Raw genomic sequence first — 23595 nt, 5'->3', positions numbered from 1 at the left:
TCAGTTCCCCTTCGCCAGCTGGTGTTTCTCGTTCCACGCCGTCGCGCTGACGCTCACCAGAATAATCACTCCGCTGAACACCATGTGCCAGTAGGATGACACCGCCATCAGCGTCAGGCCGTTTTGCAGGAAGGCCAGTAGTAATACGCCGAGCAGGGTACCAATCAGCGTTCCTCGCCCGCCGCTCATACTGGCTCCTCCCAGCACGACCGCCGCCAGCACTGTCAGCTCGTAGCCGACCAGCGAGTTCGGTGCTACCGACTGCGTGGTCTGTGCCTGAACCACGGCCGCGACGCCCGCCAGCACGCCCATATATCCGTAAACCGCCAGATGCAGGCTGCGCAGGTTGATGCCGAGGCGCGAAGCGGATTCGCGGTTACCGCCCATCGCGTAGATCTGCCGCCCGAAGCGGGTAAAGTTCATCAGCACACCAGTCAGCACAAAGACGCCCAGCAGGCAGAGCAGCGGCAGCGTCAGGCCATATTCATAGCCGTCCGAAGCGGTAAAGGAGAGCCAGTTAATGCCGTTCATAAACCATTCCGGGAAGCCGTACAGCCAGGTGCCGTTGGTCATCCACACCAGCAGGCCATAGAACAGGTTGAGCGTGGCGATGGTGATAATAATTGCCGGCACCCTCAGCAGGTATACCAGCAGCCCGTTAACCATGCCGAGCAGCAGCCCGCAGCCGATGGCAATGGCAAAGGCGCTGAAGAAATTGCCGCCGTGCGCCAGCAGGGTGCTGGCCATCACGTACTGCGCGATGGCGGTCATCGCCGGGAAGGAGATATCGATGCCTCCGGCGATCAGCACCACAAACAGGCCGCAGGCGAGAATGCCGAGAATGGCATAGCTGGTGGCCACGTCGGTCAGGTTGCCGAGAGTGAGAAATTCGCTGGTGCGCAGGCTTAGTCCCAGCGCCAGCAGGACAATTAACAGACCCAGCCAGAACTCATGGTGGCTGATCAAGTGACGCAGCTTGTTATTCATTAACCACCCCGGCAATCTCCTCTTCGCTGCACTGATGGGGCGCGAAGCTGGCAACCAGCTCGCCTTTGCGCATCACCAGTACGCGATGACTGTTGTAGTAAGCTTCCGGGATCTCATCGCATATCATCAGCACCGCCATACCGGAATCGGCCAGCTCGCGGGCAATGCGATAGATCCCCTCTTTATTAGCAATATCGACGCCGACGGTCGGCGAGTCGAGGATCAGCACTTTGGGCTGCGTCGCCACCCATTTACCGATCGCCACGCGCTGGGCGTTGCCGCCGGAAAGCGTTTGAACCGGCAGCTGGCTGTCGGACACTTTGATATTGAGCTCGCGGATGAGTGAGGCCACCTGGTGGCGCGCCTGCGCGCGATCCATCAAGCCGAGTCGACCGCGCAGGCGGCCAAACACCGGCACCAGCAGGTTATCGAAGATCGACTGCGGCATAATCAGCCCTTCGCTCTGACGATCTTCCGAAACGTAAGCAATGCCGTGGCGGATAGCGTCGCGATTATGGCGCAGCCTGACTGGCTTACCGTCTATCAGCATTTCGCCGCTGTCCGGGCGCGAAAGGCCAAACAGCGACAGGCACAGCTCGGTGCGCCCGGCACCCAGCAGGCCGACGATGGCGGTGATCTCGCCGCGTCTTAGCTGCAGGTTAATCTGCTGATACTGGTTGCGCCGGGAGAGGTTGCGCACTTCCAGCAGCGGGGTTTCGCTGCGGTCGGCCCGCTCCGGCAGGTGGCTGAAGCTGAAGCGCTGGCCGGTCATCAGGAACGCCAGTTCATCACCGTCCAGTTCACTGGCGGCATAGGTGCCGACCAGCTTGCCGTCGCGGATCACGCTGATGCGGTCCGAAACCTCCATCACCTCATCCAGCTTATGGCTGACGAACACCACGCAGATCCCGGCGGCCTTTAGCTCACGCACCACGCGCAGCAGGCCATTAACCTCATGGCGCGTCAGTGAGGCGGTGGGCTCATCCATGATCACCAGGCTGGCATCGGCGGCCAGCGCCCGGCAGATCGCCACCAGCTGCCGGTCGGCGATCGACAGTTTTTCTACTTTGCGCGCCGGGTCGAGACTAACGCCGATACGCTGCATGGTCTCCAGCGCCAGCTGCCGCATGGCACGGCGATTCACCCAGAAGCTGCCGCCCGGCAGATAGCGGTGGACCGCGATGTTCTCCATCACCGATAAATTGGGAAACAGCGACAGATCCTGGTAGATCACCTGCACGCCGTAATACGCCGACAGGGCAGGGCTGAGCTGGTTAAAGCGCTTGCCGTCAACGCTGATATGCGAGCCTTTGTCGGGGTGATATACCCCGGAAATGACTTTGATCAGGGTACTTTTGCCACAGCCGTTTTGCCCGGCCAGGCAGTGTACTTCGCCGCGGTTCAGCGTCAGCGTGACGTTATCCAGCGCACGCACGCCGGGAAACGATTTGCTGATTTTTTCCAACGATATAAAAGGAGTTTGTGTGGCCATCATTCATCGCCCTGGAGTGGGTGAGGGCCGACAGTCGCCGGCCCGAAACAATCAAAAACCGAGGGATTTAGCGTTATCTTTGGTCACTTCCAGAATGCGGTTGAAGCGGATAACGTGATGCTGCATATCAACATCCGCTTTGCCCAGGCCGTCGATGGTCAGGTCAGGCGTCACCTGTTTGCCATCCAGCAGCTGATCCGCCAGGCTGACCAGGGCGAAACCGGCATCTTTTGGATCCCACAGCAGGGCTTTTTTGATATCGCCGCTCATCAGGTAAGGCGCAGCCTGAGCAGGCATCGCGATACCCACCACGGCGATCTTGTTTTTCGCCCGTTTACTTTTCACCGCCTGTCCGGCACCGATTGGGCCAAGCGAGCCAAAACCGATGATGCCCTTGAGGTCAGGGTAGGTGCGCATCAGGTCGAGCGTAGTGGCATAGGATTTGTCGATGCTCTCCGCCACCGGCAGGCGCGCGGTCACTTCGTGCATTTCCGGGTATTTCTCTTTCTGGTATTTGATGGCCGCATCGGCCCAGGCATTGTGCAGCGGCACGGTCAGCGAGCCAACGTAAATGGCGTATCCGCCCTTGCCACCCATCGCGCTCGCCAGCTCATCCATATTCTTTTCGGCATATTTAGTGCTGTCGATGGTTTCAATATCCCACTGACCAATCTGCTGGTCCGGGGATTCATGGGTCAGCACTACGATGCCCTGGTCACGCGCTTTTTTCAGCACGGGCTCAAGGACTTTGGCGTCATTGGGCACCACGATGATTGCGTCGACTTTTTTGGCGATCAGGTCCTCAATCACCTTTACCTGCTGCGCCGGATCGGCCGTGGAGCCGCCAACCTGGTAAGCATTGACGTCGAGCTTTTTCGCCGCTTCGTCCACGCCCACCGCCATCCGGGTAAACCACGGAATGCCTGTGACTTTTGCCACGACGGCGATATCATGTTTTTCTGCTGCCAGCACGGGTGTTGCTAATAACATGCAGGCGGATACGACACATGCATTGAGTAACGCGAGGTTAAATTTCATAGCAGTACCTTGTTATCCAGATCGTTGTTTTCGTCAGGTATGAGGGTGGATTTCACCACCGGCTCACGATAGCAATAAGATTTTGGCGAAGAAGTGGGCAATGATGGAAAGTGTGATCTGTGACCTTTAAAGTTAAATTATGTAGTTAAATCTGTTAATAAGTTGTTATTTTCGGCGTGATTGTAGGAAGTTTACTGAGATCTTATTGTTTCATTATTGTTAATTTTTTTGCCTGTTATCATTTTGGTAACAATTACCCGCAGGGCGCTTCCCGGCCTGAGTGAAAGTGGTACTCTAATCTCAAACAGCCGCTATTTTTGTCAGCGAAATGCGGCGCATATCGCGATTTTATGCCTGAGCCTGGTCTGGTTGTTTAGCTACCGCAGGTAATAAGGCACGTAACTGGGTTACATTCCAGCGCGGGCGGTTAATAGCGTTGACGATTTGAAACTATTTAGCCACTCTGGTTGTCTTTGAAAATAAAATTCCATAACCATCTGTGGCACAGGCCGTGCCCCGGTTCTCTCAGGAGGAGTTAACGATGTCCAGCCGTATCGACCAACGCCCGGCGCAGGCCACGACTGCGCTGGCGCGCATCTCATTTGCCGTATTTCTCACCTACCTGACGGCGGGCCTCGCGCTGCCGGTGATCCCGCTTTATGTTCACCAGGTGCTGGGGCTGAACAACTTTCTGGTGGGCGTTGCGGTAGGCATCCAGTTTTTTGCCACGCTGCTAACGCGTGGCTATGCCGGAAGGCTGGCCGATCAGCGCGGGGCAAAACGCTCAACGCTACAGGGCATGCTGGCGCTGGCGCTGGTTGGGGTTGCCTATCTGCTGGCGGCACTGCTGCCGCTGCCGGTAATGGCTAAATTTGCCCTGCTGGTGGCCGGGCGCCTGCTGCTGGGCTTTGGTGAAAGCCAGCTGCTGACCGGCAATCTGACCTGGGGTATGGGGCTGGTGGGCGCGACACGCGGCGGCCAGGTGATGTCGTGGAACGGCATGGCCATTTATGGCGCGCTGGCTGCAGGAGCACCGCTCGGGCTGCTGTTATACAGCCACGGCGGTTTTGCACTGCTGGGCATTGCCACTATTCTGCTGCCGCTGGCGGCGCTGCTGTTCAACCTTGGCGTGCGCGCCGTACCGGTACACGGTGGTGAGCGACCGTCACTGTGGAAAGTGGTTGGGCAGATTGCACAGCCGGGATCTGCGTTGGCACTTCAGGGGGCAGGCTTTGCGGTGATTGGCACCTTCACCTCGCTCTATTTCGCCGATCGCCAGTGGGGCAATGCCGGGTTTGCTTTAACCGCGTTTGGCGTAGCCTTTGTGCTGGTGCGCGTGCTGTTTGGCGGCCTGCCGGATCGGCTGGGCGGCACGCGCGTGGCGCTGATTTCATTGATGGTGGAAGCGCTTGGCCTGCTGCTGCTGGGCATGGCCCCGAACGGCTGGATAGCCCTGGCAGGGGCGGCTTTGACCGGCTGCGGCTGTTCGCTGGTGTTCCCGGCGCTGGGAGTTGAGGTGCTAAAACGGGTGGCGCCGCAGGTGCGTGGCACCGCGCTAGGCGGTTTTTCGGCGTTTCAGGATATCGCTTATGGCATCACCGGCCCGCTTACCGGGCTGCTGGCCACCGGTCTCGGCTACGGTTCGGTGTACATTGCCGGTGCGGTCTGCGCCGCGCTGGGTATTGCCGTCACCTTCAGCTTTGCCCGCGCGGGGTTGACCAATCCAGGCGGCTAAGCCGTGTCACTGCCTGGACGATCTCCGCCGGCTGCAGGGCGGAATATCCCAGCATCCAGCCCGCCTGCGCTGGCTGCTGCTGATAAAGCGGAGACAGGCGCGGCAGCAGCAGGCCGTGCTGCGCTGCCTGCTGCGTCAGCTGCTGTTCACTGCCCATTTTCAGCCCGACCGCCAGCTGTAAACCGCCCTGATGTGGGAATAGCGTAAGGCGATCGGCGAGTTTGTCATTCACCTCATTGACCAGCAGATTGCGGCGGCTGGCATACAGCTGGCGCATCAGGCGCAGGTGCGCGGCAAAGTGACCGTGGTGAATAAAATCTGCCGTCACCGCCTGCATCAGCTGCGCGCTGTGCCCGTCGATAATGCTGCGCAGGCGGCGTAATGGTTCGATTAATGCATCGGGCACCACCAGATACGCCAGCCGCAAAGAGGGAAACAGCACTTTGGAGAAGGTGCCGAGATACAGCACCCGGGCATCCTCTTCCAGACCCTGTAAGGCGGGCATCGGGCGCTGGTCGTAGTGAAACTCGCTATCATAATCATCTTCTATCAGCCAGCACTGCTGTTGGCGGGCAAAAGCCAGCCACGCCAGGCGCCGCTCCAGCGCTAGCGTCACGCCGGTGGGATATTGATGGGATGGCGTGAGATACACCAGCTTTGGCGCATCTCCACCCGGAATAATCGCGCCACTCTCATCGCAAGCGATGCCGCTGACCTGCGCGCCGCTGCTGCTAAACGCCTGCCAGGCCCCGAGATAGCCCGGATCCTCCAGCCAAACGCTGTCGCCGCTATCGCACAGCAGCAGGGCGATCATCTGCAGTGCCTGCTGGGAACTGGTGAGGATCACCACCTGTTCGGCGTGGCAGCGCACCCCGCGAGACTGCGCCAGATAGTGCGCCACCGCCTGGCGCAGCGCCGGCAGGCCGAGCGGATCGCCGTAGCGCATCAGGCTTTCGCCATCCAGCCGCAGGCGCTGCTGCGTCAGTCTACGCCATATCCGCTGCGGAAACGCGCGCAGGTCTGGCGATCCGGCTGCAAACGCTTGAGGAAACGGCGGATCTTCACAGCCGCCGTCGGCGACGATCTGCTGCCCGCGCAGGGAAAGAAGCGGGGCAGCCACGGGCGGGCGGCGGCGCGGCGGCGGCACGGGCGCAACAGCGACAAACGTTCCGCGCCCGGTCTGACGCGTCAGATAGCCTTCACTCTCCAGCTGGCTGTAAGCTGCTTCAACCGTGATGCGCGACAGCGACAAATCGCTGGCCAGCACGCGAGAAGAGGGCAGGCGTGCCGCGGTTGGCAGTGAGCCGTCGACGATGGCCTGACGCAGCATCGCGCACACTTTCTCGCGCAGGGTGGTGGCATTCTGACGACTAAACAGGGCAGGAAACGGCACGGTAACAGTGGGCATATTGGCCTTATCGTAGTGGCTTAATCGGTCTTATTGTAAAGACCCATTCGCATTAAGATAACAACATTAACCCGAACCGGAGCATGAGATGAACCCATTTTCAGCCGTTTTACAGTTTCCCCCGCCATCCCCCGCGCAGAGTGAAGCGTGGCTGCGTGACAAACTGGCGCATTACGCCGATGCCTGGGATGTGGCGCAGGACCTTGCTGCGGGCATCGCGGCGATTGTGGTGCTGGATGTGCGCTCCGCACAGCAGTACCGCGCCGGGCATATAGCCGGGGCGCTCAGCTTTCCCCATCGCACCATGACGGCAGAGACCCTGGCCGCACTGGCGCGCGAAAAGGTGTATATCACCTACTGTGACGGCATTGGCTGTAACGGTTCGACCAAAGGAGCCTGGAAGCTGGCTGCTGCGGGTTTTCAGGTGAAAGAGCTGATCGGCGGGCTGGATTTTTGGCAGCGCGATAGCCATCCGATCGTGACAGGAGATAACGCGGGGCAGTGGCCCGCCGCTGCCGCTCTAAGCGACTGCGGATGTTAAATGACTTTTGAATTTGTCGAAAACTGTGACGGAGTCTACACTTTTTGCGCGACTCACCGTTTAGCGCCTTTTCCACAATAAATGTGAGCGCCACAGACTTTTCTTCTTATTCAGGGATCATATGAACACAACCTCCTCAGACTCCTCGGAAGCCGATGAGTCCTCGCGCGCGACGATTGTTAAACAGCGAATTTTCTTTGTGGTGCTCGTCGCCACCATGGGCGCGCTGGCCTTTGGTTACGACACCGGTATTATCTCCGGGGCTTTACCCTATATGTCCGCGCCTGCGGCACAGGGCGGGCTGGGCTTAAACTCGTTTACTGAAGGGCTGGTCGCCTCTTCACTGGTGTTTGGCGCCGCGCTCGGTTCCTTCCTCAGTGGTTTCTTCTCCGACAAGTTTGGCCGCCGCATCACGCTACGCAGCCTCGCCGTGCTGTTTGTTGCCGGCTCCCTCGGTACTGCTCTTGCACCGTCGATTTCGGTGATGGTGGCGATGCGTTTTCTGCTCGGTATCGCCGTTGGCGGCGGGTCGGCCACCGTGCCGGTGTTTATTGCTGAGATCGCCGGTCCGAAATTAAGGGCTCCACTGGTGAGCCGTAATGAGCTGATGATTGTCACCGGCCAGCTGGTGGCCTACGTTGCCAGCACTCTGCTCAGCTATCTGCTGCATGACGAACACCTGTGGCGCTATATGCTGGCTATCGCCATGATCCCCGGCCTGCTGCTGTTTATCGGCACCTTTTTTGTTCCGGCATCCCCGCACTGGATGGTGGCCGAAGGGCGACTGCAGGAGGCAAAAAACATCCTGAAGTACCTGCGTGAAACTCCGCGAGAGGTGCGTAAGGAGATGCGCGAGATGAAAAAACAGGCGCGTAAGGCCGAGCGTGGGCCGGACGTGATGACCCTGATTAAGGAAAAATGGGTGCTGCGCCTGTTGATGATCGGCATCGGGCTGGGTTTCGTTATCCAGTTCACCGGGGTCAATGCCTTTATGTACTACACGCCGATTATCCTGAAGTCGACCGGGCTGGGAACCAGCGCCTCTATCGCCGCCACGATTGGCAACGGTGTGGTTTCCGTGATTGCCACCTTCGTGGGTATTTGGGCGGTTAGCCGCTTCCCACGCCGTAAAATGCTGATGACCGGGCTGTTCTTTGTTATCGCCGCCCAGCTGATGTTAGGGCTGGTGATGACGCTGGTGCCAGCCGGTTTAACCCAAAGCTATCTGGCGCTGGCCTTTATTCTGATGTTCCTGTTCTTTATGCAGATGTGCATTTCACCCGTCTACTGGCTGCTGATGTCCGAACTGTTCCCGATGCAGCTGCGCGGGGCGCTGACGGGCACCGCGGTGTCATTACAGTGGATTTTTAATGCGCTGGTCGCTTTCTGCTTCCCGCCGCTAATGGCGTTTGCCGGCAGCAAAACGTTCTTTATTTTCGCCATCATTAACATCGGCTCACTGGCCTTTGTGGCGCTGATGCTGCCGGAGACAAGAGGTAAGAGCCTGGAGGAGATCGAGCAGATTATGCGCGACCGCTTTGGCGGCAAGCCGGTAGAGGAAGTGGCCTGAGAAGAAGAGCTGGCGCCGCGTTGGCGCCAGCCCTGATAAGGCGCTAAATCAGAACAGCATCCACAGCACCAGAACCAGCAGGATCAGCATGGCAAAGGCGGTAAACACCGGACGATTCGCCAGCGGCTGCAACATCGGCGGCAGCGTACCCCAGATTGGCGCTGCAATCGGTTTTGGATTCAGCTCGCTGTCGGCCAGCGGCTGTTCCTGCAAACGCTCTGCGCGGCGGCTGAACAGCAGATTGAGCAGGTCCTGTGCCTGAGTCGGGCTGAGCACCGTTTGTGGCGCAATGCTGAAGCGCTGCTGGCTGTAATCCTCCAGCATACGCTGCTCGCCCACATCCGGCGGCTGCTTCAGGGTGGCAATCAGCTGCGTTAGCGTCGGTGCGCTATGCTGGCTAAGCGTCTGGCTGGCCTGCAGATACTGGTTGAGCAGCGGGAAGGCGCGCGAGGGGATAGGATCACCGCTGTGCAGGTTCATCACCTTCAGTACGGAAGCCCACAGTTTGACCGGCTGCTCGCCGGTGGCGGCGGCAAGGCGCGAAATCTGCTGGTTCAGCGTCTGATGCTCGGCTGGCAGCAGGCTGCGATCGCTGCTGCGCGTCTGCTGCGGCTGTGGGATCGCCATCTGCCCGTTCTGCAGCATGGTCAGCACCTGACGCAGCTGGTCAGGGTTGAGCGAGCTTAAGACCGTATGACCAAACTGCTGACGGATAAAGTCGCTCACCGCCTGGCGGTTATTCCCGGTGGGCAGCAGGTCGGTCAGCTGCTGTAACAGCTGGCGCGTGGCGTGGGTGTTTTGCACCTGTGACAAACGCGTATTGAGGAACTGTTCTGCCGGAGGAAAATGGCGCGCCAGCAGGCCCGCATCATTTTTTACGCCGACCTCATGGCGCAGGCCAGCCCACAGCTCGGGGGATTTCAGCGTGCTGAGCGACATGATCTTGACGATCAGGCGCTCCAGCGTGGTGCGCTGTGCGGGCGTAAGAGGTTGATCGCCAGGGCCGGGGCGCGATGTGCCCTTTTGGGCATCGATCGTCGGTCGATCGCCGGGAATCGGCGCACCAGGGCCACTCAAAGGTTGCATGGCGAAGTCCTTCAGTCAGAGTCATTATCCGGGGCGCGCCGGACCACAGAGGGTAATAGAGCATGATAACAATCCCGGCCGGGGATAGGTAGAGCAGGGCGGCTTAATCGTGTCGCTTTCCGACTTTTTTTTAACGTGCACCGTTTACAGATAGCTGATTGTCCAGGTGAGTATGCCGGTAGCCTTTCCGGGAGTAATGCCCGGTGTCAATTGGTAGTAGCGTGCAAGCAACGGCACTTCTATGGTACGGCGGGCAAGAGGATAACTGCCGATTTTCCAGCTGTTGCCAATATCTACCGGAAAGCCACTGGCAGCATGTAAGATTTGTATCGCGACGCCGCTGGCGCTGTGAACCTGGCTGTTCAGGCTGATCAATCCCTGTTTTGCCCCACCTGCTGGGGTTTGACCATCGAGCCGCAGCATCACATTAAAATTGCCCGAAACATCCGTATCGCAAATAAAGTTAAGCGCGAATGTTTTACCCTCGCTAGTGGAACCGATAGCTGAACCGAAACCCCGGTCTTGTCTGATCCTGATGGTACCTAGCGAAACGCTAAAGGACGCAGGTCCCTGGACTTTACAGCTCTTTGCTTTGAAGCTCAGCCACTTTTCGGCATCCAGCATCTGATAGTTCGCTTTTTTTCCGCCGTTGTCGGAGCCAATATCAAATAGTGAAATGCGTGAGTTAATTGGCGTTACCTGCTCAGGGCGTTCCGGCGTTTGCCCGGATTTAACAATTTCAACGGTGACGCCAAAGCTGGCTCGTTGCCAGGTACTATGCGGGAGACCAGCCGCAGCATTATGATTGGTAATCATCACGCCGGTACTGACTACGCCATCATCGCTACCCCGATCGCCATTTAGCGTGGTGATCAGCGTTAAGCCGTTACCGAGTATTTTACTGCCGTTACGGCGAATGAATAAGGCCAGTTCATTTCCCTGCTGCTGAGGGTCGCTGATACTGCACCAGGCGGTGATAGTGTAGCTCTGGTTAAACACCGTAGCTCCCATTGGCAGTGAAGAGGATAATTTCAGCGCGTTGCCGGCGTTGAACACCACCAGCGGGAAAGCGCCTCGCCGCTCTGTGACACATTTCAGCGAGCCGGCTTGGGTCGGCAAACTGAACGGTGCGAGCGCAACGGCGGCAAACAGCAGTAAATAGTATCGATAATTCATCAATCTCATCTCGTTACGATCGGGCGTTAGCAGGCAGGCAGGGTGTGTTAAACCGTTCAAAGCCGTTTTCCAGCTGCTGGTGCGGGGGAAGAGTAACGGTCAGCGTGCAGACGGTTGTTTCGCCGGATTTGACCACCAGACGAGAACGTCCCTCTGGTAGACGGACATAGATCATATCGCCCTGAGCAACCAATCCGAGGTTATTCCCCCGTTCATCACTCACGCTGGCACCAAACGGCAGGCTCTGACCATCGGAGTGGGTAGAATGGATTAACACAGCCCGACCGCGCGTGGTGGCAAACTTAACTTTAACCAGCGCACCTGCATATGGTGCGCTCTGCTGACGGGTGCTCTTTAGCTCCACATCTGGCGGTAACCCTTGTGGGTCGAGGACGATCTCATTGAGGTGGTAGGCAATCATATAGGGAACGAGTGCACGTCCCTGATCATTGAGCTTCAGGCCAGAGTGACCTTCCACCGTGGCGCCCTTAGCGTAAGGCGCATCGACCAGCGCCATGGTTTCGCTGTACCAGGGACTGAAAATCACGCCATCAGGCAGTGCTACCAGCGCCCCGCTGAGACCCCCGGACCATGAGTGGCTATGGTTGCCAGCTTCATAGCTGCCTTGCAAGGTGCTCCAGGCTGAGTGCCAGCTGGCGACCGTATTGGCGCTGGCTCCCTGCTGGCGATCCTGGCTTATTCCAACGTTGTAATCAAACTGCTGTTCTGCTCCCAGTGAACTGCTGAGATTAACCTGGCTGGATAATCCCTGGGCGTCGTGGTTAACGTTCAGGTTCATGCTGGTATCCTGCATGTCGCTGCCCAGCGGCAGTGAGAAGCCGAGAGAAAATTGAGTCTCTCCCCCATCGCGTGAACTCAAGCGGTTTACCGAGAGTGACCAACTCAGCGAGCGAAACGCATTGCTGTATCCCGCCTGAAGCTGGTTGTCATTGCCATTATTGCGCCAGTAATTCTGCCTGATTGCAGTCAGATACATTTGCCCCCAGCTTTCAGGCAGAGTCTGTGAAAGGCTGATGGAGAGACGGCTACGCTGCGCCTGCTTTGCATCATCGCAGGAAGAGGGGACGTTACGCCGCCGGTTATCTATCCAGTGCATCGCATCATTCAGGCCCAGATAACCGGAAGATGAGAAGCGCCAGGCGGCGACAGATACGCTACTGCTGCTCTGATTAAACTCTTTGCTGTAGGTCATTCGATAGCTTTGACCTGAAAGGCGCTTACTGCGGCTGACCGTTTGTGCCTGGCTGACATCCAGCGCCAGCGCCCCCATTGACGTGCCGACTGCGCCGCCCAGCAGGAAAGCGTGATAATTACGCGTGGTTAAGATACCGCCATAGCTGGTCACAAGGTTACTGACCCCCCGTTGCAGCGTGGCCTGGGCGACGGTTTCCGTGTTGGACAGATTCATATTACGCAGCGTACCGGCGGTAATGCTAAACAGTGTTGTTCCCTGACGCACCAGCTGGGGAATAGAAGCGTAAGGCACCATAAATTGACTTATCTGGCCATCGGATTCCCTTATGGTGACCACCAGGTCTCCACCATAGCCGGTAGGATAAAGGTCGTCGAAGCTAAAGGGGCCAGGAGGGACGGTGGTTTCATACAGCAGCACGTTATTCTGCCGCACGCTAACGCGGGCATGGGTCTGAGCCACGCCTCTAATGGCGGGAGCATAGCCGCGCCGCGAATCTGGCAGCATGGCGTCGACGCTGCGCAGTGTTAAGCCGCGGAATGAAAAGCTATCAAAAAGATTGCCGCTGGTATCGGCGTCTCCCACAGTAATGCGCGACCGGATTGAACTGATATCACGCTCAACATAATTGCGCAGGTTTTGATAGTGCGTGCTGCTCTCAGTTTGCCAGTTCAGCGATCCCAGATGGCGGAAATGAAAACCATGGATATTCAGGCCAATATTATTGCTGTTATATAAGGAGTTAAACGCGCTACCATCCTGCTTTGACTGATAGTAGTTAGCGTTATAGTTTAAAATAAGAGCATTAATTCCTCGTTGCCACAAAGAAGGATCAACTTCATTTTGTGCCTGATGCTGTAATGCTGCCTGCGGAATAGCGATTATCATGCTTAAGGTGCTAATGTCGATATGGGCACTTGCGGCAGGAATAAGCTGTTCCAGACTTAAACAGTTTGCAGAAGTATCGAGTTTTTTTAGCTGCTGGTCGTCAATGTAAGTGCTTTTTATATGTAATAAATTGAGCAGCGGGCGCGTTATACAGATAACCGTGTGGTTTGAAATTTTTTTAACCGTCACTTTTAATTGTTTAATCGATCTTTCATTCAGCACAATATTGACATCATAGCGACCGGGCTGTAACGCGTGACCGCGACTAAACTGTGAAACATCAATACTTTCATCAGAGGTGTTACGTAAAAAATGAGCATCAAATATAGCGATTCCCTCATCCGTTGCGGCGAAAAGTTTTTGTTGAGTTTCTATACTCAGCAATCCAAGAAGTAACAGACTACGCGAGAAAAAGTTGCAAAGCCGGAGACGCCAGACAGGAGCGGCAGTGAAAAGTATCCTGAACATCTATTCTCTCCATATTTAGCTCAATTAAATCAGGCGTGATGTGGCTTGGAGCTATTTTTTGTTGTTATCGGCTTTCACCGTCGTAATGCTGCCGTAGTCATTAAATATTTCGTAGCGCAACGCGGTGTTATCTATTTTTTCCGGAAGATGCGTGAATTTGAATTCTGCTGAGCCGCGTGGCGCAATCATCTCCCCGTTTAAACTTGTTATCTCCTTGCCATGGTGGCCAATAGTTATACTTGCAATATTAATAAAATAACCTGATGGATTATAAATAGTCAGGATGGTGGCCGGGGATGCAGATGCGCGCTGCCAGCGTAGTGACTGAAATGACCCTGTTGCACCTTTTTCATCAAGAGAGGGCGGGCGAAAGAAAATTTTAATCCGGCTGCGGATCGCCATCTGCAAGATATTACTGTCCGTTGAGTCAGTTTTTTTGGGTGGAATGTCGAGGATATTAAGCCAAAAAACCGATTCTCTGTCCTGCGGTAAACTGCCCCCGGTCCAGGTCAGCCTTAGCGTTTGACCACTTTGTGGTTCAATACGAACGATGGGAGGCGTCAATATAAAGGGCACGGAGATCTGGTTAAAAGTTGCATCAGGATCACCGCTGTCAATCCACGCCTGTATCAGCGCAGGCTGGGGGCTGTCATTGGTTAACTGAACACTCACTTCATGCTGATTTTGTGGGTAAATCACGCGTGTACTATTAATGATAACGTTAGCGTGGCTCACCAGGCTTTGCGAGGCTAACAGTATATAGATACAATATATCAATAGTGAGTGAGGAAGGTTTGTTACGACTGGCATAATCGATACTCTATATTTTGGATGCACGATAAAGTGCAAGGTTCTCCCCTTGCACTTTAAACAGAGTGATGAGTTAGAAATAGTTTAATGAGTAATGGACCAGCGTGTCGACTTTACCGCCAGTGACTTTTCCAGTGGCATAATAACGCGCAAAATAGTTCAGGGTAGCCGTATTATCAATAATTTTGAACGAGGCACCATCGGACTGTGAACCATCGCCCAGCCTGATTGGTTGATGAGTTTTATCCAGCAGTTGTATCTGAACGTTGGCTGCATCGCCATTGTTTATCAGGTTACCTGTGCGGTAATCCGTTTGCGGGCTTTCAAACAATGCGCGGACATAGTTAGTGGCATTCTTACAATTATCTAATACCAGGGTGAAAGGCAGTTCGTTAGCAACTGCCCCTTTTTGTGGAAGGGCGTTTTCTGATATAGGATTAAATTTTATCGTCGTGTTGCTGCCGCGCCCGTTGATATTGATGTTACAAGTGGTGTTGGAAATTAAGCCAACAAACTTGATTGTTCCGTCATAAGCCATTGCCGATGATATAGGAAGTACTATCACTGAAATCAGCGCGGTGGTCAGTAATGTCTTTTTCATATTTAATTCCTTTTGATTTGAAAGTGCCGATTGTTAATTTAAATATCATTAACACAAGCGATGTTTTATTTTTTACCTGAAGTTTTATTGAAAACTTCCTCAGCTGAATAAAATAAAGATAAATAGAATCTTGGTGGAATCACTCTCGAATCTCGAGAATAAAAATGCGAGAGAATGTCAGGTTTTTAGATATATCGATAATGAACGATTCCCCAGTTCGTTAATGCTTGCATTGCTAAGAAGATTAGTCGCTGTGTGAAAATGGTAAATAGCAAATAGTCCAAAATAACATAAATATTTATGTTTTATTATATTTGGTATGTTTTTATTAAAAATAATTGATTTTATTTAGAAGTATTTATTTAAATATCAGAATGATCTTAGTGATTGGTGGGGGCAGCTGCAAGAAAGAAATCCTACAGCTACATAATCTAAAGTGGCATTATTTATTATTAAATATCAATGTGATACGTAATCTCTGGGCGAGGGCAACGCCTAAAATCGCGATCCCGCCGCCGATATAGTGATAGGCGTGCAGCTGCTCATGCAGGAACAGTACGGCAATAATTGCGGTAAAAATCGGCACCAGATTCATAAAGATGCTTGTGGTGCTGGCTCCGAGTCGTGCCACCCCCTGGATCCACAAAAACGGAGCAATGATCGAAGCAGAAATGCCCGCAAACAGCACCAGCGGAATATTGTGCGCATTGAGCGAGACGTCCGGCGCCAGCAGAAAACCCGGCGTCAGGAGGAGCACGCCAAAGAAGATTTGCACCCACAGGCTCTGCCAGTTAGGCAGCGGCAGCGCCCAGCGTTTAGTGAGCACGCCGTACAGCGCGTAAGAACCTGATGCGGCGAACATCATCAGCTCACCTTTGCCCAGTCCGTGCGACAGCAGCTGCGCGGGATTACCCTGGCTGACCAGCCACACCAGCCCGCAAAAGGAGAGCAGGCTGCCGAGCAGAATGCCGACGGTCGGAGCCAGGCGCAGCAGCAGCAGGCTTAACAGTACCGTCAGCAGCGGGATCAGCGCATTGAGGATCCCCATAAACAGCGCGCTGACGCTGTGAGCGGCATAATAGGCAAGACTCTGATACAGCACCATACCGAGTAATCCGAGCACCAGTAACTTCCAGCCATTTTGTTTCACCTGCTGACGATGGCGCCAGACGCCGGGCAGGGCAAACGGGGCCAGCACCAGCAGGGCCAGCAGCCAGCGGTAGAAGGAGATGGCGGCGGGATCGATTGCCGTGGCAGACATCTTGCTGACCACGGCGTTGATCGACCAGATCAGCACCGCAAACAGAGGAAACAGAAAATTCATCGGGGTTCTCTTATGTTCAGGGAAAGCGCAGCAGTGTAATCTTGTCGGTTTTGAAACAGATAATCATAATCAGACAAAAGTATGACGCAACCGGACAAGATGATTCAGCAGTTAACCTATAGCGCACCGGCGGATGCCGAAGCGCTGCGGTTGTTCTTCCGCTATGAACAGGCCAATGCGCGTACCGAATATCTGCCGCACCAGCACCGCTGGGGCCAGGTGATTTTCGTTAAGTGCAACGTTCTGGAGATGCAGGTGGAGGGCGAGCGTCTGCTGACGCCACCCGATCTGCCGATCTGGATCCCCCCTTTGCAGCAGCATGCCAGCTATAACCACAAGCAGGCGCATTTTCGCACGCTGAATATCGCCGCAGAGGATTGCGCATCGTTGCCGCCGCGTGCCTGCCTGCTGCGCGTCAGTCCGGTGGTACATGCGATTATCGATGAGTGCGCTGCTCGCCAGCTGCTGGTGCCGGAAAGTGCTGAAGATCGTCGGCTATGCGCGGTGCTGCTCGACCAGCTGCGCCAGGCGGAAAGCCAGCAGAGTTATCTGCCTTCTACCCAGGATAAGGCGCTGGCGCCGGTATTGCAGGCGCTGGAGCGTAACCCGGCGGATAACACCACGCTGGCACAGTGGGCGCAGCGTGTTTACACCACGGAGCGCACCCTGTCGCGGCGCTGCCAGACGCTGCTTGGCATGTCATTCAGTGAATGGCGGCAGCGGTTGCGCTTTTTGCACGCAATTTCGCTGCTGGAACAGGGGAAAAGTGTTAAGGAGGTGGCGCTGGACCTGGGGTATAGCTCGGCGTCAGCGCTGATTGTGATGTTCCAGCAGCAGTCAGGCACCACGCCGGAACGTTATCGTCATCGTGCCGGAAGTTAGCGGGCGTGGCGTCCCACGCCCCGGGCTTAATGAGACTCTGCCGACTGCAGGCGCTTACGACGCCAGCGTTTCCACAGCGGAGGCACGACCAGCACGCTGACAGCCAGCACCAATAGCAGTTTGCAGATCAGACTCTCCCAAAGAATAGGCAGGTTGCCGTTGCTGATTGACAGCGCGCGGCGCAGATTCTGCTCCAGCATTCCGCCAAGTACAAAACCGAGGATCAGCGGAGACATAGGGAAATCCATCTTGCGCAGGATATAGCCGAAGATCCCTAAGCCCACCATTAACAACAGGTCAAAGGTGGTGCTGTGAACCGCATAAACACCGACGGCGGAGATGGCCGCAATCGCCGGCACCAGGAACCACAGCGGAATAGTGAGCATACGGGCGAAGATATTGATCATCGGGATATTCATGATTAGCAGCATCACGTTGCCGATCAGCAGGGCAGCAATCAGCCCCCAGACAATATCCGGCTGTTCAACAAACATCTCCGGGCCTGGCGTGATGTTATACAGCGTCAACGCGCCCACCATTACCGCCGTGGTGCCGGAGCCGGGAATACCCAGCGTCAGCATTGGGATAAACGAGCCGCAGGCGGAAGCATTATTCGCCGCTTCCGGCGCGGCCACGCCGCGAATATCGCCCTTGCCGAAGGTTTCGCCACCGCTGATTTTCTTCTCGGTCATGTAGGCAATGGCGCTGGCAATGGTGGCTCCTGCACCGGGTAATACGCCAACAAAGAAGCCAATCAGCGATGAGCGCAGTGTGGCACCGGTACACTGGGCCGCCTCTTTCATATTGAACAGCATACGTCCGCTGGCGCGCACCACTTTCTGGCCGCCGCTGGTGGACTCCAGCATCAGCAGGATTTCGCTTACCGAGAACAGACCAATCACCACTACCACGAACTGAATGCCGTCGGAGAGGTGAACGCTGTCAAAGGTAAACCGGTAAACCCCGGTATTGGCATCAACGCCGACCGTGGCCATGCTCAGGCCGATTAACGCCGAGAGGAATGATTTGAGCGGGTTCTGGCTCATCATGCTGCCAAGGCAGGCAATAGCGAACACCATCAGCGCAAAATATTCCGCCGGACCAAATGCCAGCGACCAGTTGGCGAGTATCGGCGCAAACAGGATGATGCCGACAATGGCGATAGTGGAACCGATAAATGAGCTGACCGCCGAAATCGACAGCGCTACGCCCGCACGCCCCTGCTGCGCCATCGGGTAACCGTCGAGCGCAGTCATTATCGCCCCGGCATCGCCCGGCACATTCAGCAGAATGGACGAAATACGCCCGCCGTATTCACAGCCGATATACACCGTTGCCAGCAGGATCAGTGCGGATTCGGCCGGCAGATGCAGTGCAAAGGCCAGCGGCATCAGGATTGCCACGCCGTTGATCGGGCCAAGGCCCGGCAGCAGGCCAACAATGGTACCGATAAAGCAGCCAATTAAGGCGATCAGCAGGTTTTCCGGCGTCATGGCGACGGCAAAGCCCTGCATTAAAAAGGACCAGGTATCCATCAGGTTCTCCGTTAGCTCAGCCAGCTGCCGAGCGGTAGTGTGACTTCGAGCAGGCGGTCAAAGGCGTAAAACAGCACTCCGCCCATCACCACGCCGGAGAGCGCAGCGGCCCACCAGCTTGCGCCGAACAGCATGCCGATAGCGAAGGTCAGCAGCGTTGTCGACAGCGGAAAACCGAGGCTTTCAAACAGCGCGCCGTACAGTGCGAGAGAGACGATCAGTAGCAGCAGGCGCAGCAGCGTGCCGTGCGTTGGCCAGTGGATAGTGTCTGGCTTGCGCAACAGCAGAAACAGCGCGCAGACCGCCATCAGGCCAAGAATGATCATCGGGAAGGGCCGGGGCCCGACCGGTTCATAGCTGTACTCGCTCTGAATGCCCCAGGCGATAAACAGTCCGCCGATGCACAACAGCAGCCAGACGACGGCAAAAATACGATCGCTCATGGTCGCCCCTGTTATTTTGCCAGGCCAAAGGACTTGGCTTGTTCGCGGTAGTCAGTGACCTGCTGCTTCACGTAGCTGTCCAGCTCTTTACCGAACAGGTTGAATTCAAACAGGCCGCGCAGATCGCGCTGCTTTTTAAACTCGTCGGTCTGGACCATTTTTTTAAACGCGTCTTCCCACCACTGATACTCGGCATCGGTCACTTTCGGCCCAAGGTAGAAACCGCGGATAACGGGCCAGACCACATCCACCCCTTGCTCTTTGGCCGTCGGGACGTCCGCCAGTACACCCGGCAGGCGTTTATCGGCCAGCACTGCCAGCACGCGCAGTTTGCCCCCCTGTAAATGCGGCACCATTTCACTCATATCGCCGGAAACCACCTGAATATGGTTGCCCAGCAGCGCGGTCACCGGTTCGCCACCGCCTTCAAAGGCCACATAGCGCATTTTGCGCGGGTCGACCCCGGCCTTACGCGCCAGCAGGGCGGTTTTCATCCAGTCCTGGCTGCCGATGGAGGCCCCCGCACCGATCACCACTTTGTCAGGGTCTTCCTTCATCGCTTTCAGCAGTTCATTGAGGTTTTTATACGGTGAATCGCTGCGCACCGCGATCATGCCGTAATCGGTGCCGACCGCCGCCAGCCACTTCACGTCGTCCACGCTGTAGCGGCCAAACTTGCCTTGTGAAAGGTTAAGCAGCGAGCCGCCGGAGAACGCCACCACCGTGCCCGCTTCCGCCGGGCGCTGGGCGACGATGGCGTTGTAGGCCACGGCGCCCACGCCACCAGGCATATAAGTGACGCGCATTGGGCTATCAATCTGTTTGGTATCCTGTAGGGAGACCTGCAGCAGCTTGCAGGTTAAATCAAAACCGCCGCCGGGTTTGGCCGGCGCTATGCACTCGGTGCGGGAAGGGGCTTCAGCAGCAAAGGAGGCTGGGGATGCCAGTGCCAAAATGGCCGTGGCTAAGGTGCTGCGAATCATTTTTTTCATGAGTTACTCCGATCATTGCTTCGAGTTTGTGAACCTTCCCAAAAAATGGGGTTATGGGATTGTTAACTCTGTAACCTTTCATTTACCTTTCAGCTAACGAAAAAAATAGCAGGGTGTGATATGCGTCTCTTACTGGTCGAAGATACGGTCGAGTTAGCCTGCTGGTTGCAGAAAGCGCTGACGCAGGCGGGCTTTGCCGTTGACTGGCTGGCTGATGGAATGGCGGCCGATCATCTGTTACAAACCGAGCAGTATGAGCTGGTGCTGCTGGATATTTCTCTGCCGAGGCTCGACGGTCTGGAGGTGCTCAGTCGCCTGCGTAAGCGTGGGCAGGCGATGCCGGTGCTGTTATTGACGGCCCGTAATGAGCTGACCGATCGGGTGCGCGGACTGAATCAGGGGGCGGATGATTACCTCAGCAAGCCGTTTGAACTGGAAGAGCTCGAAGCGCGTATCCGGGCGCTGTTGCGCCGCAGCCAGGGGCAAGTGCAGGAGGCGCAGTCGTTTGGCGAGCTGGTGTTTCACAACGAGGGCTTTTTCGAACTGGCGCACAAGCCCTTAGCATTGACGCCGCGTGAGTCGAGCGTCCTGACCACGCTGATGCAGCGGCGTGGTCGTCCGGTGTCGCGCCAGCAGCTGTACGAACAAACCTTCAGCCTCGCGGATGAGGCCAGTCTGGAGAGTATCGAACTGTACGTTCACCGGGTGCGCAAAAAACTGTCTGGCAGCAATGTCGCGATTGTAACTTTACGCGGACTGGGCTACAGCCTTGAATGCCAGCTATGAGGCTGGATTCGCTGCGAGCACAGTTGCTGCTGTGGCTCGGGCTGCCGCTGCTCATCCTGTGGGGGCTGTCGGTCTATACCCATTACGCCAGCGCCCTGCAGGCGGCAAATCAGGCTTACGACCGCTCGCTACTGGCCTCTGCGCGGACGGTGGCGGAGCGGCTGCGCGTGCAGCATGGTCATCTGGAGGTGGATGTTCCCTGGGTGGTGCTCGACAGTTTCGAGCGCAATATGAACGACCAGCTTTACTACCAGGTGATCTCCCCTGAAGGTAAAACGCTTTCCGGCTATGACGACCTGCCACCGCTGCCGAAGAATACTCCGCTATCCCGTATCTATCCTGCGCTGGTGCACTTTTACTATGGTCATTACCACGGCTTACCCATCCGGGTGGCCGCGCTGTGGCAACCGGTGAACGAAGGGAGTGTTGAAGGGATGGCGCTGATTCTGGTGGCGGAAACCCTCAACTCGCGCCGTGATTTTGCCGGTGGCCTGCTGTACACCGCCATCCTGAGCCAGGGGGCGCTGGTATTAATTACGCTGCTGCTGGCGGGATGGGTACTGCGCAAAGTGCTTCGCCCGCTGCGACGCTTGTCCGGGGTGATGCTGCTGCGCGACCCCGGCGATCTCTCTCCGCTGCCTGCCGTGCTGCCGTGGTCGGAAATGCAGCCGCTGATGGTCGCGGTGAATCGCTACATTGAAAGGTTACGCGGCATGGTGGCACGCCAGCAGCGCTTCAGTGCCGATGCTTCTCACCAGCTGCGTACCCCACTGACCATTCTGAAAACGCAGGTTGGCGTGGCGCTTAACAGCGATAATCCGGCTTTATGGCGCGAAAGTCTTCAGGGGATGCGCAACACCCTCGATGACACGATCGTGCTGACCGAAAGACTGTTGCAGTTATCGCGCATCAGGGCGATGCAGCAGGATCAGGTGAAAAATAACGTCGATTTGGTGGCTATCGTGCGCGAAGCCTGTCTGCTGCGTTACCCGCAGGCGCGCAGCAAGCAGCTCGATCTCGGATACGAAGGTGACGATCAATGCCTGATATGCGGGGATACCCATCTGCTGGCTGAGCTTTGTGCCAATCTGCTGGATAACGCCATCAAATATACGCCGCAGGGGGGCACGATTACGGTCAGCGTGCGGCGCGGTACCCTGCGGGTGGAGGATAGCGGGCCGGGGATTGCAGAGTCAGAACGTCAACAGGCGCTGCAGCCGTTTTACCGTCTGGAGCACAGCAGCCAGGTAGCCGGTAGCGGGTTGGGTCTGGCACTGGTAAAAGATATTGCTCGCTGGCACGGCAGCCAGGCGCAGCTGTCGCAAAGTGCGCAGTTGGGCGGTTTGCAAATCAGCGTGCAATTTTCCCCGCTGCCGTCTGTGCGCTGAGGATGTCTCCCGGCTGTGCTTGTGGCAGAATAATGCCCCTCACCCAGCCGACTGGAAACAGACTGTGAAAATCCTCGTTGATGAAAATATGCCGTACGCCCGCGAACTGTTTAGCCGCACCGGTGATGTGGTTGCCGTGCCGGGTCGCCCCATCCCGCAGGCCGAACTGGACGATGCGGACGGTTTGATGGTGCGTTCGGTAACCAAAGTGAATGCTGAACTACTGAAGGGCAAGCCGGTGAAGTTTGTTGGCACCGCCACGGCGGGCACCGACCATATTGACGAAGAGTTCCTGGGCGAGCAGGGCATCGCGTTCTCCGCCGCGCCCGGCTGTAATGCCATCGCCGTGGTCGAATATGTCTTCTCCGCACTGCTGCTGCTGGCCGAGCGTGATGGTTTCCAGCTGGCGGACCGCACCGTGGGTATCGTCGGCGTGGGCAATGTCGGTGGTCGCTTGCAGGCGCGGCTGGCAGCGCTGGGCATTCGTACGCTGCTGTGCGATCCACCGCGGGCCGATCGCGGTGATGAAGGTGATTTCCTTGCGCTCTCTGAGCTGGTAGAGCAGGCCGATATCCTGACCTTCCATACTCCGCTGTTCAAGCAGGGGCCCTATCAGACCCTGCATATGGCCGATGAGGCCCTGCTGCTGGCGCTGAAGCCGCATACTATTTTGATCAACGCCTGCCGTGGCCCGGTAGTGGATAACGCGGCGCTGCTGAAAGTGCTGGGGCAGCGCGACGACCTGAGCGTGGTGCTCGACGTCTGGGAGCCGGAGCCGGAACTGTCGCTGCCGCTGCTGGATAAGGTGGATATCGCCACCGCCCACATTGCCGGGTATACGCTGGAAGGCAAAGCGCGCGGCACCACTCAGGTATTTGAAGCCTGGACGCAGTTTATCGGCCAGCCGCAGCAGGTGGCGCTGGACACGCTGCTGCCGGCGCCGGAATTTGGCCGCATCACGCTACATGGCCCGCTCGATCAGGCAACGCTAAAACGTCTGGTGCATCTGGTGTATGATGTGCGCCGCGATGATGCACCGCTGCGCCACGTCGCGGCGATAGCCGGTGAATTCGACCGTCTGCGTAAGAATTATCAGGAGCGCCGCGAATGGTCTTCACTGCAGGTTGAGTGTGATAACGCCGAGGCCGCAGCGCTGCTCAACAGGCTGGGCTTTAACGCCTTTAGCCATTAAGTCTTTATTAATTCATCTCATTTAAAATCTCGATTTCATG

Annotated in this window: 20 protein-coding genes; 7 read left to right on the top strand and 13 right to left on the bottom strand. The window is 56.5% G+C overall.

From position 1 onward, the window contains the following. The 3 genes from J2Y91_RS01020 to J2Y91_RS01010 are packed head-to-tail and all read right to left on the bottom strand — an operon-like array spanning window position 1 to window position 3517. Window positions 1–987, bottom strand: coding sequence for an ABC transporter permease (locus J2Y91_RS01020; RefSeq protein ID WP_133623175.1), 987 nt, complete (start codon window positions 985–987; stop codon window positions 1–3). Further along, window positions 980–2479 carry a sugar ABC transporter ATP-binding protein gene (locus J2Y91_RS01015; RefSeq protein WP_133625036.1) on the bottom strand — a complete coding sequence of 500 codons (1500 nt, stop codon included), beginning with the start codon at window positions 2477–2479 and terminating at the stop codon, window positions 980–982. Before J2Y91_RS01015 ends, J2Y91_RS01020 begins: the two co-directional genes overlap by 8 nt. Window positions 2480–2530: 51 nt before the next feature. Next, window positions 2531–3517 carry an autoinducer 2 ABC transporter substrate-binding protein gene (locus J2Y91_RS01010; protein ID WP_048915407.1) on the bottom strand — a complete coding sequence of 329 codons (987 nt, stop codon included), beginning with the start codon at window positions 3515–3517 and terminating at the stop codon, window positions 2531–2533. 541 nt (window positions 3518–4058) lie between these two features. On the opposite strand from J2Y91_RS01010, the gene J2Y91_RS01005 reads away from it, so the two are divergent. Further along, window positions 4059–5252 carry an MFS transporter gene (locus J2Y91_RS01005; protein WP_133623176.1) on the top strand — a complete coding sequence of 398 codons (1194 nt, stop codon included), beginning with the start codon at window positions 4059–4061 and terminating at the stop codon, window positions 5250–5252. Here the strand turns inward: J2Y91_RS01005 and pdxR are convergent. Next, complete coding sequence (pdxR, locus tag J2Y91_RS01000; protein WP_133623177.1) at window positions 5212–6660, bottom strand: MocR-like pyridoxine biosynthesis transcription factor PdxR; 1449 nt, start codon at window positions 6658–6660, stop codon at window positions 5212–5214. The two genes, J2Y91_RS01005 and pdxR, sit on opposite strands and share 41 nt — an antisense overlap. Before the next feature lie 88 nt (window positions 6661–6748). On the opposite strand from pdxR, the gene J2Y91_RS00995 reads away from it, so the two are divergent. Continuing rightward, window positions 6749–7201: a rhodanese-like domain-containing protein gene (locus J2Y91_RS00995; RefSeq protein WP_133623178.1), complete on the top strand. Its 453-nt coding sequence runs from the start codon at window positions 6749–6751 to the stop codon at window positions 7199–7201. Window positions 7202–7322: 121 nt separating this feature from the next. Next, the gene (locus J2Y91_RS00990) at window positions 7323–8771 is read left to right on the top strand and encodes a sugar porter family MFS transporter (RefSeq protein ID WP_133623179.1); all 1449 of its coding nucleotides are present in this window, start codon (window positions 7323–7325) and stop codon (window positions 8769–8771) included. Between the two features lie 48 nt (window positions 8772–8819). Here J2Y91_RS00990 and flk read toward each other — a convergent pair whose 3' ends face one another. From flk to J2Y91_RS00960, 6 genes are all read right to left on the bottom strand, one after another. Then, a complete protein-coding gene (gene flk, locus J2Y91_RS00985; protein ID WP_048915411.1) occupies window positions 8820–9857 on the bottom strand; it encodes a flagella biosynthesis regulator Flk in 1038 nt (345 codons plus the stop codon). A 144-nt stretch (window positions 9858–10001) separates the two neighbouring features. After that, entirely contained in the window at window positions 10002–11033 is a 1032-nt protein-coding gene (locus tag J2Y91_RS00980; RefSeq protein WP_166643167.1) for a fimbrial protein, read from the bottom strand. Window positions 11034–11046: 13 nt separating this feature from the next. Then, window positions 11047–13602 (bottom strand): fimbria/pilus outer membrane usher protein, encoded by a 2556-nt coding sequence (locus J2Y91_RS00975; RefSeq protein ID WP_133623181.1) that lies wholly within the window; start codon window positions 13600–13602, stop codon window positions 11047–11049. A 51-nt stretch (window positions 13603–13653) separates the two neighbouring features. Further along, window positions 13654–14451, bottom strand: coding sequence for a fimbrial biogenesis chaperone (locus tag J2Y91_RS00970; RefSeq protein WP_133623182.1), 798 nt, complete (start codon window positions 14449–14451; stop codon window positions 13654–13656). 34 nt (window positions 14452–14485) lie between these two features. Next, entirely contained in the window at window positions 14486–15013 is a 528-nt protein-coding gene (locus J2Y91_RS00965; protein ID WP_133623183.1) for a fimbrial protein, read from the bottom strand. A 442-nt stretch (window positions 15014–15455) separates the two neighbouring features. Beyond that, on the bottom strand, window positions 15456–16337 hold the full coding sequence (locus J2Y91_RS00960; protein ID WP_253536827.1) for a DMT family transporter: 882 nt from the start codon (window positions 16335–16337) through the stop codon (window positions 15456–15458). A gap of 99 nt (window positions 16338–16436) precedes the next feature. On the opposite strand from J2Y91_RS00960, the gene J2Y91_RS00955 reads away from it, so the two are divergent. Beyond that, a complete protein-coding gene (locus J2Y91_RS00955; protein WP_133625037.1) occupies window positions 16437–17219 on the top strand; it encodes an AraC family transcriptional regulator in 783 nt (260 codons plus the stop codon). A 26-nt stretch (window positions 17220–17245) separates the two neighbouring features. Here J2Y91_RS00955 and J2Y91_RS00950 read toward each other — a convergent pair whose 3' ends face one another. From J2Y91_RS00950 to J2Y91_RS00940, 3 genes are read right to left on the bottom strand one after another with little or no spacing between them, the layout of a single operon-like run. Continuing rightward, the gene (locus J2Y91_RS00950) at window positions 17246–18754 is read right to left on the bottom strand and encodes a tripartite tricarboxylate transporter permease (RefSeq protein ID WP_133623185.1); all 1509 of its coding nucleotides are present in this window, start codon (window positions 18752–18754) and stop codon (window positions 17246–17248) included. Between the two features lie 11 nt (window positions 18755–18765). Beyond that, window positions 18766–19197, bottom strand: coding sequence for a tripartite tricarboxylate transporter TctB family protein (locus tag J2Y91_RS00945; protein ID WP_133623186.1), 432 nt, complete (start codon window positions 19195–19197; stop codon window positions 18766–18768). A gap of 11 nt (window positions 19198–19208) precedes the next feature. Then, entirely contained in the window at window positions 19209–20189 is a 981-nt protein-coding gene (locus J2Y91_RS00940) for a Bug family tripartite tricarboxylate transporter substrate binding protein (RefSeq protein ID WP_133623187.1), read from the bottom strand. 120 nt (window positions 20190–20309) lie between these two features. Between J2Y91_RS00940 and tctD the strand changes: the two genes are divergently transcribed. The 3 genes from tctD (at window position 20310) to pdxB (ending at window position 23555) form a co-directional block, all read left to right on the top strand. After that, complete coding sequence (tctD, locus tag J2Y91_RS00935; RefSeq protein ID WP_133623188.1) at window positions 20310–20975, top strand: transcriptional regulator TctD; 666 nt, start codon at window positions 20310–20312, stop codon at window positions 20973–20975. Next, window positions 20972–22363, top strand: coding sequence for a sensor histidine kinase (locus tag J2Y91_RS00930; protein ID WP_133623189.1), 1392 nt, complete (start codon window positions 20972–20974; stop codon window positions 22361–22363). Before tctD ends, J2Y91_RS00930 begins: the two co-directional genes overlap by 4 nt. Before the next feature lie 64 nt (window positions 22364–22427). Continuing rightward, entirely contained in the window at window positions 22428–23555 is a 1128-nt protein-coding gene (gene pdxB, locus J2Y91_RS00925) for a 4-phosphoerythronate dehydrogenase PdxB (protein ID WP_133623190.1), read from the top strand. Window positions 23556–23595 lie beyond the last annotated feature (40 nt).

This window comes from Erwinia aphidicola, from assembly GCF_024169515.1.
In the GTDB taxonomy this organism is placed as follows: Bacteria; Pseudomonadota; Gammaproteobacteria; order Enterobacterales; family Enterobacteriaceae; genus Erwinia; species Erwinia aphidicola.
Note: the sequence above shows the minus strand (reverse complement) of the source record. Positions and strands in the feature narration are given on the sequence as shown.

What these genes read in the sequence shown, in the direction of transcription:
- J2Y91_RS01020 (WP_133623175.1), bottom strand. Translation starts at nt 987, where the DNA reads ATGAATAACAAGCTGCGTCACTTGATCAGCCACCATGAGTTCTGGCTG.
- J2Y91_RS01015 (WP_133625036.1), bottom strand. Translation starts at nt 2,479, where the DNA reads ATGGCCACACAAACTCCTTTTATATCGTTGGAAAAAATCAGCAAATCG.
- J2Y91_RS01010 (WP_048915407.1), bottom strand. Translation starts at nt 3,517, where the DNA reads ATGAAATTTAACCTCGCGTTACTCAATGCATGTGTCGTATCCGCCTGC.
- J2Y91_RS01005 (WP_133623176.1), top strand. Translation starts at nt 4,059, where the DNA reads ATGTCCAGCCGTATCGACCAACGCCCGGCGCAGGCCACGACTGCGCTG.
- pdxR (WP_133623177.1), bottom strand. Translation starts at nt 6,660, where the DNA reads ATGCCCACTGTTACCGTGCCGTTTCCTGCCCTGTTTAGTCGTCAGAAT.
- J2Y91_RS00995 (WP_133623178.1), top strand. Translation starts at nt 6,749, where the DNA reads ATGAACCCATTTTCAGCCGTTTTACAGTTTCCCCCGCCATCCCCCGCG.
- J2Y91_RS00990 (WP_133623179.1), top strand. Translation starts at nt 7,323, where the DNA reads ATGAACACAACCTCCTCAGACTCCTCGGAAGCCGATGAGTCCTCGCGC.
- flk (WP_048915411.1), bottom strand. Translation starts at nt 9,857, where the DNA reads ATGCAACCTTTGAGTGGCCCTGGTGCGCCGATTCCCGGCGATCGACCG.
- J2Y91_RS00980 (WP_166643167.1), bottom strand. Translation starts at nt 11,033, where the DNA reads ATGAATTATCGATACTATTTACTGCTGTTTGCCGCCGTTGCGCTCGCA.
- J2Y91_RS00975 (WP_133623181.1), bottom strand. Translation starts at nt 13,602, where the DNA reads ATGTTCAGGATACTTTTCACTGCCGCTCCTGTCTGGCGTCTCCGGCTT.
- J2Y91_RS00965 (WP_133623183.1), bottom strand. Translation starts at nt 15,013, where the DNA reads ATGAAAAAGACATTACTGACCACCGCGCTGATTTCAGTGATAGTACTT.
- J2Y91_RS00960 (WP_253536827.1), bottom strand. Translation starts at nt 16,337, where the DNA reads ATGAATTTTCTGTTTCCTCTGTTTGCGGTGCTGATCTGGTCGATCAAC.
- J2Y91_RS00955 (WP_133625037.1), top strand. Translation starts at nt 16,437, where the DNA reads ATGATTCAGCAGTTAACCTATAGCGCACCGGCGGATGCCGAAGCGCTG.
- J2Y91_RS00950 (WP_133623185.1), bottom strand. Translation starts at nt 18,754, where the DNA reads ATGGATACCTGGTCCTTTTTAATGCAGGGCTTTGCCGTCGCCATGACG.
- J2Y91_RS00945 (WP_133623186.1), bottom strand. Translation starts at nt 19,197, where the DNA reads ATGAGCGATCGTATTTTTGCCGTCGTCTGGCTGCTGTTGTGCATCGGC.
- J2Y91_RS00940 (WP_133623187.1), bottom strand. Translation starts at nt 20,189, where the DNA reads ATGAAAAAAATGATTCGCAGCACCTTAGCCACGGCCATTTTGGCACTG.
- tctD (WP_133623188.1), top strand. Translation starts at nt 20,310, where the DNA reads ATGCGTCTCTTACTGGTCGAAGATACGGTCGAGTTAGCCTGCTGGTTG.
- J2Y91_RS00930 (WP_133623189.1), top strand. Translation starts at nt 20,972, where the DNA reads ATGAGGCTGGATTCGCTGCGAGCACAGTTGCTGCTGTGGCTCGGGCTG.